Source organism: Pandoraea pneumonica, from assembly GCF_049918595.1.
In the GTDB taxonomy this organism is placed as follows: domain Bacteria; phylum Pseudomonadota; class Gammaproteobacteria; order Burkholderiales; family Burkholderiaceae; genus Pandoraea; species Pandoraea pneumonica_A.
On the sequence record NZ_JBNCRZ010000003.1, the window covers coordinates 165,541 to 183,377 of the forward strand.

Annotated in this window: 13 protein-coding genes; 3 read left to right on the top strand and 10 right to left on the bottom strand. The window is 63.2% G+C overall.

Translation table 11 applies throughout. The features are described 5' to 3' along the window. Positions 1 to 22: 22 nt before the first annotated feature. From nusA to scpB, 4 genes are all read right to left on the bottom strand, one after another. The gene (nusA, locus tag ACPWR9_RS13255; protein WP_150678519.1) at positions 23 to 1,498 is read right to left on the bottom strand and encodes a transcription termination factor NusA; all 1,476 of its coding nucleotides are present in this window, start codon (positions 1,496 to 1,498) and stop codon (positions 23 to 25) included. Then, the gene (gene rimP / locus ACPWR9_RS13260; protein WP_150678520.1) at positions 1,495 to 1,953 is read right to left on the bottom strand and encodes a ribosome maturation factor RimP; all 459 of its coding nucleotides are present in this window, start codon (positions 1,951 to 1,953) and stop codon (positions 1,495 to 1,497) included. The genes nusA and rimP overlap by 4 nt, the downstream gene beginning before the upstream one ends. A gap of 353 nt (positions 1,954 to 2,306) precedes the next feature. Further along, positions 2,307 to 4,103 carry a pseudouridine synthase gene (locus ACPWR9_RS13265; protein WP_426299342.1) on the bottom strand — a complete coding sequence of 599 codons (1,797 nt, stop codon included), beginning with the start codon at positions 4,101 to 4,103 and terminating at the stop codon, positions 2,307 to 2,309. Between the two features lie 178 nt (positions 4,104 to 4,281). Beyond that, positions 4,282 to 5,379 carry an SMC-Scp complex subunit ScpB gene (gene scpB / locus ACPWR9_RS13270; protein WP_426298291.1) on the bottom strand — a complete coding sequence of 366 codons (1,098 nt, stop codon included), beginning with the start codon at positions 5,377 to 5,379 and terminating at the stop codon, positions 4,282 to 4,284. Between the two features lie 495 nt (positions 5,380 to 5,874). Between scpB and fnr the strand changes: the two genes are divergently transcribed. Both fnr and ACPWR9_RS13280 read left to right on the top strand, forming a co-directional pair. Continuing rightward, complete coding sequence (fnr, locus tag ACPWR9_RS13275) at positions 5,875 to 6,603, top strand: fumarate/nitrate reduction transcriptional regulator Fnr (RefSeq protein ID WP_426298293.1); 729 nt, start codon at positions 5,875 to 5,877, stop codon at positions 6,601 to 6,603. Between the two features lie 249 nt (positions 6,604 to 6,852). Beyond that, positions 6,853 to 7,287 (top strand): YybH family protein, encoded by a 435-nt coding sequence (locus ACPWR9_RS13280; RefSeq protein WP_426298295.1) that lies wholly within the window; start codon positions 6,853 to 6,855, stop codon positions 7,285 to 7,287. 3 nt (positions 7,288 to 7,290) lie between these two features. On the opposite strand, the gene ACPWR9_RS13285 is transcribed toward ACPWR9_RS13280, so the two are convergent. Further along, positions 7,291 to 8,214: a LysR family transcriptional regulator gene (locus ACPWR9_RS13285; protein ID WP_426298297.1), complete on the bottom strand. Its 924-nt coding sequence runs from the start codon at positions 8,212 to 8,214 to the stop codon at positions 7,291 to 7,293. Positions 8,215 to 8,349: 135 nt separating this feature from the next. Between ACPWR9_RS13285 and ACPWR9_RS13290 the strand changes: the two genes are divergently transcribed. Further along, complete coding sequence (locus ACPWR9_RS13290; RefSeq protein WP_426298299.1) at positions 8,350 to 9,366, top strand: zinc-binding alcohol dehydrogenase family protein; 1,017 nt, start codon at positions 8,350 to 8,352, stop codon at positions 9,364 to 9,366. Between the two features lie 37 nt (positions 9,367 to 9,403). Here the strand turns inward: ACPWR9_RS13290 and ACPWR9_RS13295 are convergent, their stop codons facing one another. The 5 genes from ACPWR9_RS13295 to hrpA form a co-directional block, all read right to left on the bottom strand. Then, complete coding sequence (locus ACPWR9_RS13295; protein WP_426298301.1) at positions 9,404 to 10,243, bottom strand: competence/damage-inducible protein A; 840 nt, start codon at positions 10,241 to 10,243, stop codon at positions 9,404 to 9,406. A gap of 204 nt (positions 10,244 to 10,447) precedes the next feature. Then, positions 10,448 to 11,377 carry an EI24 domain-containing protein gene (locus tag ACPWR9_RS13300; RefSeq protein ID WP_426298303.1) on the bottom strand — a complete coding sequence of 310 codons (930 nt, stop codon included), beginning with the start codon at positions 11,375 to 11,377 and terminating at the stop codon, positions 10,448 to 10,450. After that, positions 11,374 to 12,423, bottom strand: a complete 1,050-nt coding sequence (locus tag ACPWR9_RS13305) for a sterol desaturase family protein (protein ID WP_426298305.1) — start codon at positions 12,421 to 12,423, stop codon at positions 11,374 to 11,376. Before ACPWR9_RS13305 ends, ACPWR9_RS13300 begins: the two co-directional genes overlap by 4 nt. A 63-nt stretch (positions 12,424 to 12,486) precedes the next feature. Beyond that, complete coding sequence (locus ACPWR9_RS13310) at positions 12,487 to 13,497, bottom strand: beta-propeller fold lactonase family protein (protein WP_426298308.1); 1,011 nt, start codon at positions 13,495 to 13,497, stop codon at positions 12,487 to 12,489. A gap of 213 nt (positions 13,498 to 13,710) precedes the next feature. After that, a complete protein-coding gene (hrpA, locus tag ACPWR9_RS13315; protein ID WP_426298310.1) occupies positions 13,711 to 17,817 on the bottom strand; it encodes an ATP-dependent RNA helicase HrpA in 4,107 nt (1,368 codons plus the stop codon). Between the last annotated feature and the right edge of the window lie 20 nt (positions 17,818 to 17,837).

Here is a 17,837-nt window from a genome sequence, read left to right on the forward strand (position 1 = left end):
ATATGCATGCCGGGGCAGGTCATCATTGGAACCAGTGCTCTCGCGCTTTCATGATCAAAGCCTTCGCAGCTTCCTCGTCGACACCGGTCATTTCGGTCAGTTCGTCGACGGCCAGCTCGGCCAGATCATCGCGCGTCTGAATTTCATGCTCGGCCAGCTTGGCCAGCAACTCGGGCGTCATGCCGTCGAGGCTCTTCAGGTCGAGCGCAACGCCCTCAACCTTCTCCTCGGTGGCAATCGCCTGCGTCAGCAGTGCGTCACGCGCACGATTGCGCAACTCATGCACCGTGTCTTCATCGAAAGCTTCGATCTCGAGCATTTCGTTGAGCGGCACGTAGGCGATCTCTTCCAGACTCGAGAAACCTTCCTCGATCAGGATGTCCGCCACTTCCTCGTCCACATCGAGACGCTGCATGAACAACGTGCGCAACGTGCCGCGCTCTTCGTTCTGCTTCTCGGCCGATTCGTCCGGCGTCATGATGTTGATCTGCCAGCCGGTCAGTTCCGACGCCAGACGCACGTTCTGACCGCTGCGACCAATCGCCACCGCCAGTTCGTTCTCGTCGACGACCACGTCCATGCTGTGCTTCTCTTCGTCAACGACGATCGACTGCACTGCCGCCGGTGCCAGCGCACCGATCACGAATTGCGCCGGGTCTTCCGACCACAGCACGATATCGACGTTTTCACCACCCAGCTCGTTACGCACGGCCTGCACACGCGTTCCGCGGATACCCACGCACGTACCGATCGGGTCGATACGCTTGTCGTAGGCCACCACGGCGATCTTCGCGCGCACACCCGGGTCACGGGCGGCCGACTTGATCTCGAGCAGGCCCTGCTCGATCTCCGGCACTTCCATGCCGAACAACTCGATCAGGAATTCCGGTGCGGTGCGCGAGAGTTCAATCTGCGGGCCACGCGCCGTACGATCGACCTTCACGATGTACGCGCGAACGCGGTCACCGATACGGAGGTTTTCTTTCGGAATCAGTTGATCGCGACGCAGCAGCGCTTCCACACGGCCCGACTCGACGATCAGGTTGCCCTTGTCGAGACGCTTGACCGTGCCGGTCATGATCTTTTCGCCACGCTCGAGGAAGTCCGACAGAATCTGCTCGCGCTCGGCATCGCGAATGCGTTGCAGAATCACTTGCTTGGCCGCTTGCGCGCCGATACGGCCGAATTCGACCGATTCCACCGGCTCTTCGATGAACTCGCCGAGTTCGATCGAGGCGTTTTCTTCTTTGGCTTCGAACAGCAGAATCTGCTTGTCCGGCTCTTGCAGGCCGGCTTCGTCGGGCACTACCAGCCAACGACGGAAGCTCTCGTGCTCGCCCGACTCACGGTCGATGTGCACGCGAATGTCGACGTCTTCGGTGTAGCGCTTCTTGGTGGCCGAAGCCAATGCCGCTTCCAGCGCGCCGAACACGACATCCTTGTCGACGTTCTTTTCGCGCGCGAGCGCATCGACCAACAGCAATACTTCGCGACTCATCGTTTGCGACTCCTAAAATCAATCTGCGGCACAAGGCGCGCACGGTCAATATCCGCGAGGGTGAATTCGAGCAGCGCCGGGCCGCCCTTGCCTTCGAACTCGAGGCTCAGATTTTCGCCTTGCGGCGCCTGCAAGATGCCGCGGAACTGCTTACGGCCTTCAAGCGGCACACGCAACGTGAGACTCACTTCCGCACCGGCAAAACGCTCGAAGTCGCGCAGCTTTCGCAGCGGACGATCCAGCCCCGGCGACGACACTTCAAGTCGGTCGTAGTTGACGTTCTCGACCATCAACACGTGCGAGAGCTGACGGCTTACCGTCTCGCAGTCATCGATCGCGATGCCCTCCGGCTTGTCGATATAAACGCGCAGCAAACCGCCGCCGGCGCGCTCAAGATCGACCAGCTCGTAACCCAGGCCTTCGACCGTGGTCTCGATCAGTTCTGGCAATTGCAACTTTGCTCACCCTAGAAAAACTCGCGCGCATCAGCGCCCGACATGTCTGCGCGCCCCGCATGGGACGCCGCACGATACCTGCCTCGACCGTCAGGGCCGGCGTGCCTGTGTCGACACACCCACTCCCAAACGCGGCGGCATCGGCCGCGCAAAACGCTCGCGGCAAAAAAAAATGGGCGAAACGCCCATTTCTTACGTCCTCATTGCGCATGAGGTGCGCGCCGCAACAGAAAGTCCGACGCGCTAACCAGCTTATTCACTGATTTTATATGGTTTTCGGCCATTTTGCAACGCTTGGCGCGGCAAATGCCCGCTGGACGGGCATCTGCGCAACGCCGCTGCAACGCAATATATCAGCGCGAGCGGTTGCCACCACGGTTGCCCCGGTTGCCGCCCGAATTGCCCTGACCAGCACCGCCACCGCCACCCGATCGATTGCCGCCGCGACTGCGATTGCCGTTGGCGTTGCCACCATTGCCACCGCCACCGTTGCCGCCACGCGATTGGCCGCCAAAGCCGCCACCGCCCGCGGAATTCCCGCCGCGCGACTGACCACCAAAGCCACCACCGCCCGTCGAATTCCCGCCACCGAAGCGACGGCCTTCGCCACGCGGCGAGCCCGTCGGGCTCGGGAAACCGCCGCTCGGGCCGACAAATGCCGTCAGCGGATTGGCGCGCGGACGACGCGACTGGCCGTAACCTTGCTCCTTGCCGAACACACCCAATGCGGTTTGCATCGGATCCGGCTGGCGACGCGGCTCTTTCGGCGCACCGGCCTTACCGCCACGCGTACCCTTGCCACCCTTCTCCGCCTCGCTAGCGCCCGGCATCTTCATGCCGACTGCTGCGAAGAGCGAGCGCACTTGTGCGTCGTCCAACTCTTCGTAACGGCCGCGCTTGAGGCCGCGCGGCAGCGTGAGCGGGCCATAACGCGTACGGATCAGACGGCTCACCATCAGGCCCGCCGCGTCGAACATACGACGCACTTCGCGGTTACGCCCTTCGGTCAGCGCCACGTGATACCAGTGATTCGAGCCTTCGCCGCCGCCGTCCTGCAAGCGCAGGAAGTTGGCCTGACCGTCGTCGAGTTCGATACCGCGCAGCAATTGCTGACGCGAAGACTCGCTCAACTGACCGACCGTACGCACGGCATATTCACGCTCGATGCCATAACGCGGATGCATGAATCGGTTAGCCAGATCGCCCGACGTCGTCAGGATCAGCAACCCTTCCGTATTGAAGTCGAGACGGCCCACGGCCAGCCACTTTGCCGTCTTCATCGGCGGCAGACGGTCGAACACCGACGCACGACCTTCCGGATCGGCATGGCTGACGATTTCGCCAGACGGCTTGTGATACAGCAGCACGCGCGGGGGCTTGCTGGTGATCCGGCGCTTGACGAGCTTGCCGTTGATACGCACCTGATCGGTCGGCAGAATGCGCTGACCGATGTGCGCCGGTTCGGCATTCACCGACACGCGCCCAGCAAGAATCAGTTCTTCCATCTCGCGGCGCGAGCCCATGCCTGCCTCGGCGAGCACTTTATGCAGCTTGGGCGCTTCATCGTCCGGCGAGAGCACACGGCGATCGGCCGGCTTGCGCGCACCGCGCTTGGCCCCAGCCTTGTCACCTTCCGCATCTTCGTTGTCGAAACCGCCCGACGTCACGAACGAGAACAGATCGTCGTCGCCGCCCTTGGCACCACGCGGGCCGCCACCAGCGCCACCCGGCGCCTTGCGGCCGCGCCCCTTGCTGGCGCCTTGACCTTTGCCTGCGCTCGCGCCGTTGCCGGACGCTTTGGCACCCGCACCGTTGCCCGCGCCGTCGGCCGGGGCGCCCTGCGCACCTTGCCCCGCGCCTTCGCGCTTTGCAGCGCGCGGTTTGCGGGTGCCGGTGCGGCCACGGCCTTGTGCTGCGATTGGGCTCTCGGCTGTCGCCTCTTGACCTTGCGTCACGTCGGCATGCGGCGCGTCGGCCGGCGCAGCATCGCCCGGACCGCCTTCGTCACCTTCTCGCTTGGCTTGCTGGGCCGCACGACGGCGGGCGATCAGACTACGCGGACCACGGCGCAAACCACGGCGCGACGCCTTATCATCGCCGCCCTCGCCTTCCGGCGCGCGTGCATCGGCACCGGCATCGCGTGCGTGCAGGTCCTGGGATTCTTCGTTTTGTTTCAACACAACCTCATTGGAAAACGGGATCGTGGCGGGCAGGCAAGTGTCGCTGCCCTGATCCGTGTTCGCACCATGAATGCGCGGCAAACTGATGCCGCGGCTTCGTTTTTGTCGCTAACGGCCCTGTGCGAACCCGGCGCAATGCGCCGGAGCCTCAGGTACCGGTGACGAGATTCTTGTCGTCCCCGCCGTTCTCGTCGTCGTCCTCGTCCGAACCGGGCAAGGGCTGCCCGGCTTCGGCTTCGTTCGCCGCCGTGTCGGCAGCGTGCGGGGTCACTTCCTGCGATGCCGTCGCGGCGGGATCGTCCGCCTGCGTCGTCACGTGCTGCATATCTTGCGGCGGATCGTCGTCGACCGGGGCCACAGGTTCCGATTCTTCGGAATATTCCTCGTTCTGTTCGATGGCCGAGTCTGCAACATCGACCTGCTCACTGACGCGCGTCACGTCCGGGAGTTCCGTCGACGTCGACAATCCACTGTCTTCGCCTTCGGCGATCACCGCGTCGAGCAGTGCGTCGTCGGCGAATGCCAGTGCGGCATCGGACACCGGCCGCTGATCTTCCGGCACGCCCTGCGCGAGCGGAAGGTCGTCGGCACGTGCTTGCGCCAAACGTGCCAACGCGTCGGCGTCCGCGACCGGCACATCGTCCGATATCGCTTCGTCGTTGCTTTCTTCGCCCTCGGCGCGTTCGCCGAATTCGATGTTCTGCTGTGCGAGCAAGTCGATCTGCGCCTGCGCCGCCGGGTCTTCCAGCGGCGGCAGCGCGTCGAGCGCCCGCAAGCCGAGGTCGTCAAGGAAGTCTTTGGTCGTCGCGTACAAGCCGGGGCGTCCCGGCACATCGCGATGACCGATCACTTCAATCCAACCACGGTCTTCCAACTGCTTGATGATCTGCGTATTGACCGTCACGCCGCGAATCTCTTCGATATCGCCACGCGTGACCGGTTGACGGTATGCAATGATCGCCAGCGTCTCCATCACAGCGCGCGAGTACTTCGGCGGCTTTTCCGGATTGAGGCGATCGAGATATTCACGCATGCGCGGACGGCTCTGGAAACGCCAGCCGGTGGCCAGCGCCACCAATTCCACACCTCGGCCATCCCATTGCACGCGGATTTCCTCGAGCAGCGCGCGCACCGTATCGCCAGACACGGTGTCATTGAAAAGCTTGCGCAGATCGCCGACCTTAAGCGGCTCCTGCGCGCAAATCAACGCGGTCTCGAGGACGAGTTTCGCCTCTTGGGTATTCATGTGCGACTAAGCAGACCGGGGGCTTGGCGACCCGGTATCAGGAATAAATGGATGCTTGGAACACGAGAAACGGTCGTAGATCGAAAAAACAACCGCTTCGCATAAGCGCGCGCCCTTTTGTGTTCGGTCGTAGTGACGGCGGCGCGACCTGGATGCTTCGAAACGACCTGCCGGGAAAACGCCCAGGCCGATAGTGCGGCGAGACGGACGTCCGGTATGTGCGCAATTATTACTGAAACCCTGTCGCCCGTAAAGCGTCGTCGATATCTCACTGTCCCGCGCCCGCCTTTGTGGGGCGGGACAATCGCGCCTGCGCCCCGCCAACGCACTCGCCGCCCGCCTGCGGCGTCATGTCGCAGCCGAGCCACGTCTTACCCGATGCAGCCCCTCAAACAAGCGTTCTGCACCCCTCCCGAGTCCGACAGGCAGCCCCGGCGCCTGAAACGACGGGTGGACGCACCATGGTAAACTTCTGAAATAACTTCAAGGGCTTCCATGACCACCGAGATCGGACGCATTCCAGTCGCTCAGCCCCGTTGTTCCACGTGCTCGCTGGGGCAGTTTTGCCTGCCCGTCGGCATTCCGGCACCCGAACTGGAACGACTGGATGCACTCGTGAGCGAGCGCCGTCGCCTCAAAAAGGGCGAAGTGCTCTATCACGCCAACGATACGCTTAACGCCGTCTACGGCATTCGTTTCGGCTCCCTCAAGAGCTGCGTCACCGCGCCTGACGGGCGTGAACAGGTCGTCGGCTTCCACCTGCAAGGCGAACTCATCGGCCTCGACGCCATCGCCGACAACCATCACCCGAGCACCGCCGTCGCCCTCGAAGACAGCGAACTGTGCATCGCCCGCTTCGGCGAGTTGGAAACGCTCTCGCGTCAGGTGCCTTCACTGCAACGGCAAATGCACCGCCTGATGAGCCAGGAAATCCGTAACGAACACCAGCAACTGCTTGCGTTGGGCACCATGCGTGCCGAGGAGCGTTTGGCTGTGTTCCTGCTCAACCTCTCGGAGCGCCTGGCCGCACGCGGCTACGCTGCCAACGAGTTCGTGCTGCGTATGAGCCGCGAAGAGATCGGCAGCTTCCTTGGCCTCAAGCTCGAAACTGTAAGCCGGCTGTTCTCCCGCTTTGCCCAGAACGGCATGATCGAAATCCGCCAGCGCCACGTCAAAATCATCGACGCCACGGCTCTGCACACGCTGGCCGGCGCCCCCTGCTAACCGCTGCGTTTTTCGCCTACCCCGGCGCACAACCTGCGCATAACCCATAAGCTACCGGCCGCACGACTCGCTTGCCTTGCGCCAGATCAAGAGTCGCGCGGCACCGGTACACCGCTCGCGGCTGGCGAAACCATGGCCTGCCGCCGGTCGCGCAAGCGTTCGACAAGCTCGGGCAAACCCTCCATAATCTGCGCGTTCGCCGGGCTGCCACCTGTGGTCCGGCGCATCACACCGACGGAGGCCGCCGTTATGCCCGCAGCCATATATCTGAGTCCGGAAGATGCCGAGCACGCCTACTACGAGGCGCTTCGTGCCGGTGACATCGATATCGTGATGGACGTGTGGTCGGAGGACGAGGAGATCGTCTGCATTCATCCGGCCGGGCCACGCCATGTGGGCCCCGCGGCCGTGCGCGCTAGTTGGCGGCAGATTCTGGGCAAAGGCGGCCTGCAAGTGGCCGTCAGTCATCTTCAGGTCGCACACAATCCGTTGTGCGCCGTTCATAACGTGCTCGAACAGATTCTGGTGGAGACGCACCCGGAAGCGCGCTACGCGTTCGTGCTGGCCACCAACGTCTATCTCAAGGAAGCGGACGGCTGGCGGTTAGTGCTTCACCACGCGAGCCCCGCCATCGGCCACGAAGACACCCGCCCGCAATCGCAACATTCGCATCGCCTGCACTGAGCGTCACACGGCGGGCCTATCACCCTCGGCGGCATCCCAATACGGCTCCGGCCCGAAGCGGGCCTGCAAGAAGTCGATGAACGCATGCGTTTTCGGCGGCACGAACGCGCGGCTCGGATAGACCGCCCAGATCGCAATATCGTCGGCCAGCGGATACGCCGAGAGCACCTCCACCAACTCGCCACTGCGCAAGTACGCCCCGATATCCCACGTCGATTTGGGGGCAATGCCCAGCCCGGCGACGACGGCATCGCGCAGCACTTCACCGTTATCGGACGACAAGCGTCCGCTTACCCGCACGCTCAATGCGCCCCCAGACGTCATAAACCGCCAGTCGCGCTGATCGCCCAACGTCAGGCAATCGTGACCGGCCAGTTCGGCTGGATGCTTCGGCATGCCGTGGGCGTCGAGATAGGCCGGTGACGCACACAAGACGCGGCGATTCGGGGCAAGCTTGCGCGCCACCAACGTCGAGTCACGCAATGCGCCCACGCGAATCGCCAGATCTACGCCCTCTTCGATCAGATCGACGACACGGTCGGTCAACCGGAAATCCAAAGAGATGCCTGGGTACTGCGCGAGAAATGTGGGCAGCGCCGGCGATACGTGCTGTCGGCCGAATGACGACGAACACGACACCCGCAAGCGCCCTTGCGGTGCTGCCAGCCCCTGCCCGACCGACGCCAGCGCTTGTGCCTCGGCCATCAGCAACGCCTGCGCTTGCACGAGAAAAATGTCGCCTTCCTGCGTAAGCGCCACGCGGCGCGTCGTACGATGAAGCAGACGCGCACCGAGCACCGATTCAAGTTGAGCGAGACGTGTACTGGCCGCTGCGGGCGACATCCCCCGCTCGCGCCCGGCCGCCGACACATTCCCCAGCGCTGCCACGCGAACGAACAACGCCACCGTCTCGAGGTCCAACGACATTCATCGCCTTTTCAAAAAAATCTTTTCCGCATTATGCGGATTATCAAAGAAATCGGCCAGTCGTAATCTCTCGTCATCATGTCAGGCGCTGGATGGCAACCCGCATAGCGCCGAGCCCTTTCAAGGAGAAACCAGATGAAAGCTGTCGGATTAACCCGTTATTTGCCGATCGACGATCCCAAATCGCTCGAAGATGTCGACCTGCCCACGCCGACCCCGGAGGGACGCGACGTGTTGGTCAAAGTTGAGGCCATTTCCGTGAATCCGGTCGACACCAAGGTACGTGCACCGAAAGACCGGATCGAAGACTCACCCCGCGTGCTCGGCTGGGACGCCGCGGGCACGGTCGCCGCGGTCGGACCGGAAGTGACGCTCTTCAAGGTGGGCGACCCCGTCTACTACGCAGGCAGCATCACCCGCCCCGGCGCAAACAGTCAGTTCCATTTGGTGGACGAGCGCATCGTCGGCCACATGCCGGCGTCGCTCGACTTCGCGAACGCCGCCGCCCTGCCGCTGACGACGATCACCGCATGGGAAGCCTTATTCGACCGCCTGGGCATCGCACCGGACGGCAGCGACGAAGGCAAATCGATTCTGATCGTCGGCGGTGCGGGGGGTGTCGGGTCGATTGCGATTCAATTGGCGCGACGTCTCGCGCGGCTCAACATCGTGGCGACCGCATCACGCCCCGAGTCGGCGGACTGGTGCCGCCAGTTGGGTGCGCAGCACGTGATTAGCCACTACCAGGACATCCCGTCGCAACTCGAAGCGCTCGGCCTGCGGCATGTGGATTTCGTGCTGTGCCTGAACGACACTGACGCACACTTCCCGGCGATGGCGGAAGCCGTGGCACCGCAAGGCAAGATTTGCTCGATCGTGGAGAACGCGGGGCCGCTGGAGATTGGCTTGCTCAAGAGCAAGAGCGCCACGTTCGTGTGGGAGTTCATGTTCACGCGGGCGATGTTCGAGACGCCCGACATGATTGCGCAACACAAGCTGCTCACCGAAGTGGCGCGGCTGGTCGATGCAGGCACGCTGCGCACGACGGTCGGCGAGGTCATCGGCCCGATTAATGCCGTGAACCTGCGTCGCGCACATGCGCAACTCGAAGGTGGGCGCACCATCGGCAAGCTGGTGCTTGCCGGGTTCTAACAACATTCGCAGAACGGCGCGCCCTTCGTGGCGCGCCTTACTTCGTCTCAGGCACCGTCCCTTCAGGCAACGCCACCGCTTCGGCCGGATGAATGATCTCGCCGCCTAGCGCGTTCACTCCCGCCACCAGCCGCTCGAACGCCGCCCCGACCTGCGCCGGATCGCCTTTCACGCCCAGATCGATGTGACGACGTGCATAGACAGCCCCGCGCTCTGCATCGCCCACGCTCGGCAGGCTGAACACCTTGATACCGTCATATTCGGCTTCGATGGCTTCCATCAACGGCGTCAGCGTCGACTCCGCCAGCCCGAATACCAACACCGAGCGCTCGGCGTGCCGGGTGAGATGGTGCAAGTCGGCGTAATAGGTGTCGAGCACCCACGCCATCATCGGCCAAGCCATCACCGGGAAGCCCGGCATGAAGTGATGCTGCTCGACCGAGAAGCCGGGAATCTTGTTGTACGGATTCGGCAGAATGCGCGCGCCGACCGGAAACTCGCCCATCTTCAGGCGATGGCGGTTATCGGGGTTTGCCATATCCGCCTGCCCATTGGGACTCGTGTCCGCGATGCGCTCCATGATGAGCGCCTCGGCCTCGGGCGTAAGCGCCAGCGGCACATTGAGCGCCGCCGCCGCGCACTGACGCGTGTGGTCGTCAGGCGTCGCACCGATGCCGCCGGTCACGAACACGATGTCGTCGCTGGCCAACGTACGGCGCAGGGTGGCGGTAATGCGTTCGGGATCGTCGCCCACGTATTCGGCCCAGCCCAGTTGCATGCCGCGCTCGGTCAGCAACTCGATGATCTTGGGCAGGTGTTTGTCGTGGCGACGACCGGAGAGAATTTCGTCGCCGATGATGATGATGCCGACCGCCATGATGCGTCCTTTGTCTTGTCTTGCCGACGCGCCCGCGTTGCTCGTGTTGCCCGAGGCATCGCGCCGTCAGCGCTTGGGGGAAGGTCTTGAATTCGGTTCGCGGCCGCCCGGCACACCGGTTGGCCGCAGATCAACGATTGTGCCACTTTCGTGGTCATTCGCCACACTTTGAGGCCCGCGCGTTCACCGGCGAACCGAGACAGTTCAGTGGCTACCGGGCGGCGGCAACAACGGCGGCACGCCCGATTGCGCGGCACGGGTGGCGTCGCCGCTTTCCGGTGCCGGACTCGTCGCCGAAGGCAGCACGGTCGCGTCGAGCGTCGGCTCGTGGCGGCCCGCCTCTTCGATACGCAAGCGCGACAGGGCACGCAGGCAGTAATGCGCAAACCACAACGCCGAGAACACGAAAATCACCACGTACAACCAGATCGCCACCAAGGCGATGACCGGGAACAGCACGATCATGATGACCGACGAAACCCACAACAGCGTGGGCAGCGACCCCAGCAACCCGGTCGCCACGCCGATCACCAGTAGCGGCAGACGTCGTTCGCGCACGATGCGCTTACGCTCCTCGGCACTCGCGTGATACGCCAGCGCGTCGTAGGTCATCACCCGATACGTGAGCCAGCCCCACAACAGCGGCGGCACGATGGCAAAGAACGGCGGCACCAGCCACAGTGGCAATGTCACGAGCGCGGCGATCAGAAAAATCACCGTCGCCCCCAGCGACTGGCCGAGACTGCCCCAGAACGAGCCGCCCTTGCGTGCTTCCAGATGAATGAAGTGCCGACGCGACAAATGTCGCAGCACCGCAGGCATCGACCACCCGGCGATCAGCAGCAACGCGGTCACGACAATGAGTGGCACGAGCAGCGCCACGAGAATGAACGGCGCGAGCGCCATGCGCACACTATCGACACCGAAGTAGCCGAAGAACCGGTAAATCCAGTGTGTGAATTCCCACTGTTCGAGCCAGAGCCGCAGAAAGTCGGTAAACGGCTCCCAGCCGAACCAGATCACCGCGCCCCAAATCAGGCCGGAGACGAAGAAAGGCATGGCAGTGAGCCACAACATGCGCGGGTGCAACAGGCTCACGAGCGCGCGGCCAAGCGCGCGAAGAATATCGTTCATGCAGATTCAGTGCGGTCAGTACGAGAAGCCGGGGGACGGTCGTTGGGTCGCTTGGGTTGGTTAGGTCGATGCAATTTCAAACTCACCGCCAGGCGTTTGAGCCCCAGCCATTGCTGAGCCCAGAACCCCTCGCCATAGTCGGTCGAGCGGCCAGCGGGAGGCGGGAGTTGATCGCGAATACCGGTCGCCACGCTGGCAGTGGAAAAATCTGCGGTGCGAAACACCATATCCCACCACGGGAACAGCACACCGAAATTGCAGCCGCGATGGCGCCCTTCGTGCCCTGCCCCAATGGCGTGATGGCGTCGATGAAACGTCGGGCTCACCAGCAGCCGTTCGCCCAGCCAACCGAAGCGCAACCGCGTATTGGCGTGTTGCAGACTTTGCAGCCATTCCGACACCGCCACGAGCAGCACGAACTGCACCGGACTCACGCCAATCAGAATGGCGATCATCGCAAAAAACGCCGCCTTGATGAGATCGTCGAGCAGATGGTTTCGGTTGTCGGTCCACAGCGACATTTGCCGCTGACTGTGATGCACGGCGTGCAGTGCCCACCACCAGCGGAACGTGTGCCCCCAGCGGTGATACCAGTAACCGGCGAAATCGAGAATCACCAGATAGATCACGAAGCTCGCGAACGCGTTGTCCGTCACGCCCGGCCAAACATCTTCCAGATTCAGATTGACGAAGCCCATCAGGCGCAGCCACGACTGCAAGGCGTCGAACAACGGGCGGAACGCGAAGAAGAACACCAGATTGAACAAACCCAGCCGGTGCACGAGCGTGTAGATCACGTCGACGCGCACCGCTCGACGCTCACGCCACGCTTCGGCGGGCGCAATGGCTTCGAGCGGGCGCAGCAGCACCAGCATGAGTACGATCTGGAGTACGCCGATGAGGAAAAACTGCACGGCGTCGTAAGCGTCGTCGGCGAACGACATCAGCCCGGTGGCGAACAGCACGGGCTGCACGATGCGGGTGTAGATCTCGGTCTGCGCCGCCGAGAAGGCGGCGTAGAAACCGTCGACCAGCGATTCGAACATGGAGCGGGGCCGGGTGTCGTGGCGACACCCGGTCAGAGAAGCCTTAGCGGCAATGCCCCGATGTTACAGCACCGGCGCGCGGTCGTAGAAATAGATCCCGTGTGGCGAACGGCCGACCGGAATCGTGTTGATCAGCTTGCGCGACGCCAGATCGATAATGCCGACCTTGCGCGCCCAGCGGAACGTCACCCACAGCGTCTTGCGATCGGCCGAGAGTTCCATATCGTCAGGCCCCGGCAGCAGACCGGTGATGTTGCCCACATTGGTGAGCGCATCCTGATCGATGATGCTGATCGTGCTCGAGACACGGTTCGAAATCAGCACGTGTTTGCCGTCGGCGAGCGAGCGGAAGTTGTGCGCGCCCTTGCCCGTCGGAATCGTCTTCACGACCTTCTGGTTGCGCCAGTCGACCACGGCGGCGTAATCGGCGCCCGTCATCCCGACCAACAGATACTTATCGCCGGGCGTGAGCCACACACCGGCCGGGCTGTCGCCGACCTTCATCTTCCAGAGCACTTTCTGGGTGGCCAGATCGATCGCGGCCACTTCGTTCGACTCTTGCAGCGAGATAAACACGATCTTGCTGTCTTGCGTGAACACGAGGTGGCTCGGCATCTTCTTGAGCGGAATGCGCGAGGCCACGCTCAGATTCTTGCCGTCGAATTTGTAGACGTCGACGCGATCCAGACGCAGACCGTTAGCAACGAACCACTTCTTGTCCGGCGAAAAGCCGATTTGATACGGATCTTCGATGTTCTCGATCTTGCGTTGAATCTGGCCGGTTTTCGGATCGAGGAACACGAGGTTGTTGCCCACCGAATTCGCCACGATCAGCGACTGATTGTCGGGGGTGGCCATCAAGTGATGCGGCTCTTTACCGACCGGGAACGTCTGGATGACCGTCTGGCTGGCCTTGTCGATCAGGCTGACACTGGCGTCGCCGGAATTGAGCACCACCACGACGCCGCCGGGTGCAGCGGCGGGCGCCGCCGGGGCAGCCACGGCAGTCGGTGCGGCCAGCGCCGTCAAGCCGAAGGAAGCAGCCAAACTGGCGGCGATCAGGAATTTACGCATTGCGAAATCTCTCGGGGAAAAAGTCACAGCGGGTTACAGCGGGTCACAGCGAGGTCAGCGCAAGACTGCGGCGGTGTCGCGAAAAAGTTTCGCTATTGTAGGCTGGGAAATCGCCCACGGGCGCGCCTCGGCGGTGCTTTTTTGATCTGGCGAAACGCTATCGCGCCGGTTTCTGATGTAGCGCAAACCGGCGCGATGCGTGTTCGACCCACTTTATCGCTGCAACGCCTCCCAGACCTTATGCAGCCGCTTGACCGACACGGGCATGGGCGTGCGCAACTCCTGCGCGAAGAGCGACACACGCAGCTCTTCGAGCAGCCAGCGGAACTCGTCGAGTCGTGCGTCACCGTGGTCGCGGCGTTGCGACGTCGCCCGTTGCCAGTTTTGCAGCAGCGGCCCCAGTTCGCTCATCGCACGGGCATCGCGCGTCGGATCGGCTTTGAGCTTATCGATGCGCGCCGCCATCGCCTTCAAATAGCGGGGGAAGTGCGCCAGTTGCGCGTACGGCGTATCGATCAGGAACCGCTTGCCGACCAGCCGCTGCAACTGCGCCGTGAGGTCGGCGTACGGCTGCGCAAACGGTTTCGCCTGCGCGAGCTTCTTCTGCAAGGCCGCATATTCGGCAAGAATCTGCCCTGCCAGTCGCGCGATCTCCTGCGCGAGCAACGTGAGGCGGCCGCGCCCCTCGTCCTTACGCGCGACAAACGATGCGTTATCGCTCGGCCACGGCATTTGCAGACAGGCACGCTCCAATGCGAGGTCGACGATCTGGTCGCGCAACTCCTCCTGCGTGCCCAGATTCATGTACTGCATCGCCATCTGTTGCAGGCCCGGGATGTTCTTCTCGAGATACTTCACCTGCTCGCGCAACTGAATGGCGAACAGGCGCCGCAAGCCGGCACGGTGCTGACGCTGCGCCTCGTCGGGGTCGTCGAAGACTTCCAGATCGCAGTGATCGCCGCGATCGACCAATGCCGGGTAGCCGAACAGTGTCTGGCCGCCACGGCGGATTTCGAGCATCTCCGGCAATTCGCCGAAGCTCCACGTCGTGAGGTTGTCGTAACGGCCCGGCTCCACGGCAACGCCGCCTGCACTCGGTTGCACACCCGAGCGTTTCGCGTTGGCGGCGCCCTTCGCGCCAACCGCCGCGCCCGAAATGTCGCCCTTGCCAGCTTGCCCTGCCGACTGACGTCCGGCGCCCTGCCCGCCGTCGGCCACCACCCCCGTCGGCGTTGCGCCGCTCTTCGCCGCGAGCTCTTGGAACGTGCGTTGCGCCTGCTGTCCCAGTTCCGCGCGCAACTGGGCGAGGTTGCGGCCCATGCCGAGTTGCCGCCCGTGCTCGTCGATGATCTTGAAGTTCATCGTCAAGTGCGCGGGCAACATCTCCAGCTTGAAATCGCTGGGCTTGAGCATGACGCCAGTCTGCTCGCGCGCATCGGCCATCACGGCGTCGAGCAAAGCGCCCTGCCCGAACGTCGCGCGATCGACAAAACCGGCGGCATATTCCGGCAACGGCACGAAGTGACGCCGCAACTTCTGCGGCAGCGACTTCATCATCAGGTGGGTCTTTTCCTTGAGCATGCCCGGCACGAGCCATTCGCAACGGCGCGCATCGACCTGATTGAGCGCGTAGAGCGGCACGGCAAGCGTCACACCGTCACGCGGCGAACCCGGCTCGAAGTGGTACGTCAACGCCATCTCGATACCGGCAATGGTCGTTTTCTTCGGGAACAAGTCGGTGGTGACGCCCGCCGCTTCGTGACGCATCAGGTCGTCGCGCACCAGATACAGCAGCTTCGGCGTGCCTTTCACCGTCTCGCGATACCAATGCTCGAAGCTGATGCCGTCGTAGAGCCCTTCCGGCACGTGGGCGTCGTAGAACGCGTAAATCAGCTCGTCGTCGACCAGCACGTCTTGCCGACGTGACTTGTGTTCGAGTTGCTCGATGTCGGCGATCAGCTTGCGGTTGTGCGCGTAGAACGGCAGCTTGGTTTCCCATTCGCCTTCGACGAGCGCGCTGCGCAGGAAAATCTCACGGGCGCGACGCGGATCGCGTGGGCCGAAATTCATGCGGCGGCGTGCGTAAATCGTCAGGCCGTACAGCGTGCCGCGCTCGAACGCGGTGACCTGAGCGGCCTTCTTCTCCCAGTGCGCGTCGGACAGCGACGTCTTCACCAGATGCTTACCGACGCGCTCGATCCACTCCGGCTCGATGCGCGCAATGCAGCGCGCGTACAGGCGGCTGGTCTCGACGAGTTCACCGGCCATCACCCAGCGGCCCGCCTTCTTCACCAGCGACGACCCCGGCCAAATATGGAACTTGATACCGTGGGCGCCGAGGAAATGCGGATCGTCGTCGGCCTTGCAGCCGATGTTGCCGAGCAGCCCCGCGAGCAGCGCGAGGTGCACTTGCTCGTAAGTCGCTTCCGACTCGTTGATGCGCCAGCCTTGCTCACGCACCACGGTGAGCAACTGGCTGTGCACGTCGCGCCATTCGCGCAGTCGCAACTGCGAGAGGAAATTCTCGCGGCACGCTTGCGCGAGCAACTTGTTCGACTTCTTGTGCGCAATCGCTTCTTCGAACCAGCGCCAGATCTTGATCCACGAGAGGAATTCAGACTTCTCGTCGGCGAATTTTCGATGGGCGTTGTCGGCGGCGTCTTGTGCCTCGATCGGCCGGTCGCGCGGGTCTTGCACGGCCAGACCGGCCGCGATGATGAGCACTTCGCGCAGCGATTGTTGATCGCGGGCGGCAAGAATCATGCGGCCGACGCGCGGGTCGAGCGGCAGACGTGCCAGTTCACGCCCGAGCGGCGTGAGTTGATTGGTGTCGTCGACCGCGCCCAGTTCGTTGAGCAACTGGTAGCCGTCGGCAATGGCACGGCCCGGCGGCGGCTCGATGAACGGAAATTCTTCGACCTTGGCCAGACGCAGCGATTGCATGCGCAGAATCACCGCCGCCAGCGACGAGCGCAGAATTTCCGGATCGGTAAAGCGTGCACGCGATTGGAAGTCCGCTTCGTCGTACAAGCGGATGCATATGCCATCGGCCACACGGCCGCAACGTCCGGCGCGCTGATTGGCGGCCGCCTGCGAGATCGATTCGATCTGAAGCTGTTCGACTTTGTTGCGGTACGAGTAGCGTTTCACGCGCGCGGTACCGGCATCGACCACGTAGCGAATGCCCGGCACCGTGAGCGACGTTTCTGCCACGTTGGTGGCCAGCACGATCCGCCGGGCGTTCGACGCCTTGAACACGCGCTCCTGATCGGTCGCCGAGAGCCGTGCGAAGAGCGGCAGAATTTCGGTGTGCGGCGGGTGGTGCTTGCGCAGCGCCTCGGCCGCCTCGCGAATCTCGCGCTCGCCGGGCAGGAACACGAGCACGTCGCCCGAGCCTTCGCGGCAGAGTTCGTCGACGGCATCGACGATGCCATCCATCAAATCGCGATCCCGGTCGCGGGCACTGGCACGGCTACCCTCACGGCCTTCTGCATTGGCGATGCGCGCGTCGTCCTGAATCGGGCGGTAGCGCACTTCCACCGGATACAGACGGCCGCTCACTTCGATCACCGGCGCGGGGCGCACTTCGTCGCCGTCCGTCGTGCCAAAGTGACGGGCGAAGCGGTCGGCGTCGATCGTGGCCGACGTGATGATCACCTTCAGGTCGGGGCGGCGCGGCAGCAGTTGCTTGAGGTAGCCGAGCAGGAAGTCGATGTTCAGACTGCGCTCGTGTGCCTCGTCGATGATGATGGTGTCGTACGCACGCAACAACGGGTCGGTCTGCGTCTCGGCCAGCAGAATACCGTCGGTCATCAATTTGACCGACGCGCCGTTCGAGAGCGTGTCATTGAAGCGCACTTTGAAGCCGACGATTTCGCCCAGCGGCGTGTTCAGTTCGTCGGCGATTCGGCGTGCGGTGGCCGAGGCCGCGATACGGCGCGGCTGCGTGTGGCCAATCAGGCCGGTGCCGCCAGCGCCCAGCCCGCGACCGAGCGCGAGACAGATCTTGGGCAGTTGGGTGGTCTTGCCCGAGCCGGTTTCGCCACTGACGATGACGACCTGATGGCCCGCAATCGCGCGGGCGATCTCTTCGCGGCGCCCGGATACGGGCAGCGCCTCGGGGAATTGAATCTCGGGGACACGGTTGGCGGCGGCCTGCTTGGCGGCCAGCCGTTCGGCCTCACGTTTAGCATCACGCTCGGCCCGCTGGGCGGCCGTCATGCGGCGCTCGCCGGCATTCTCGCGTACGCGTTTAGGTCCCGCAGCCGTCACTGTCGGCTTCGGGGGCTCAGATTGTCGATTTCGTTCATCACTTGCCATGGGCGCGCATTATATAATCT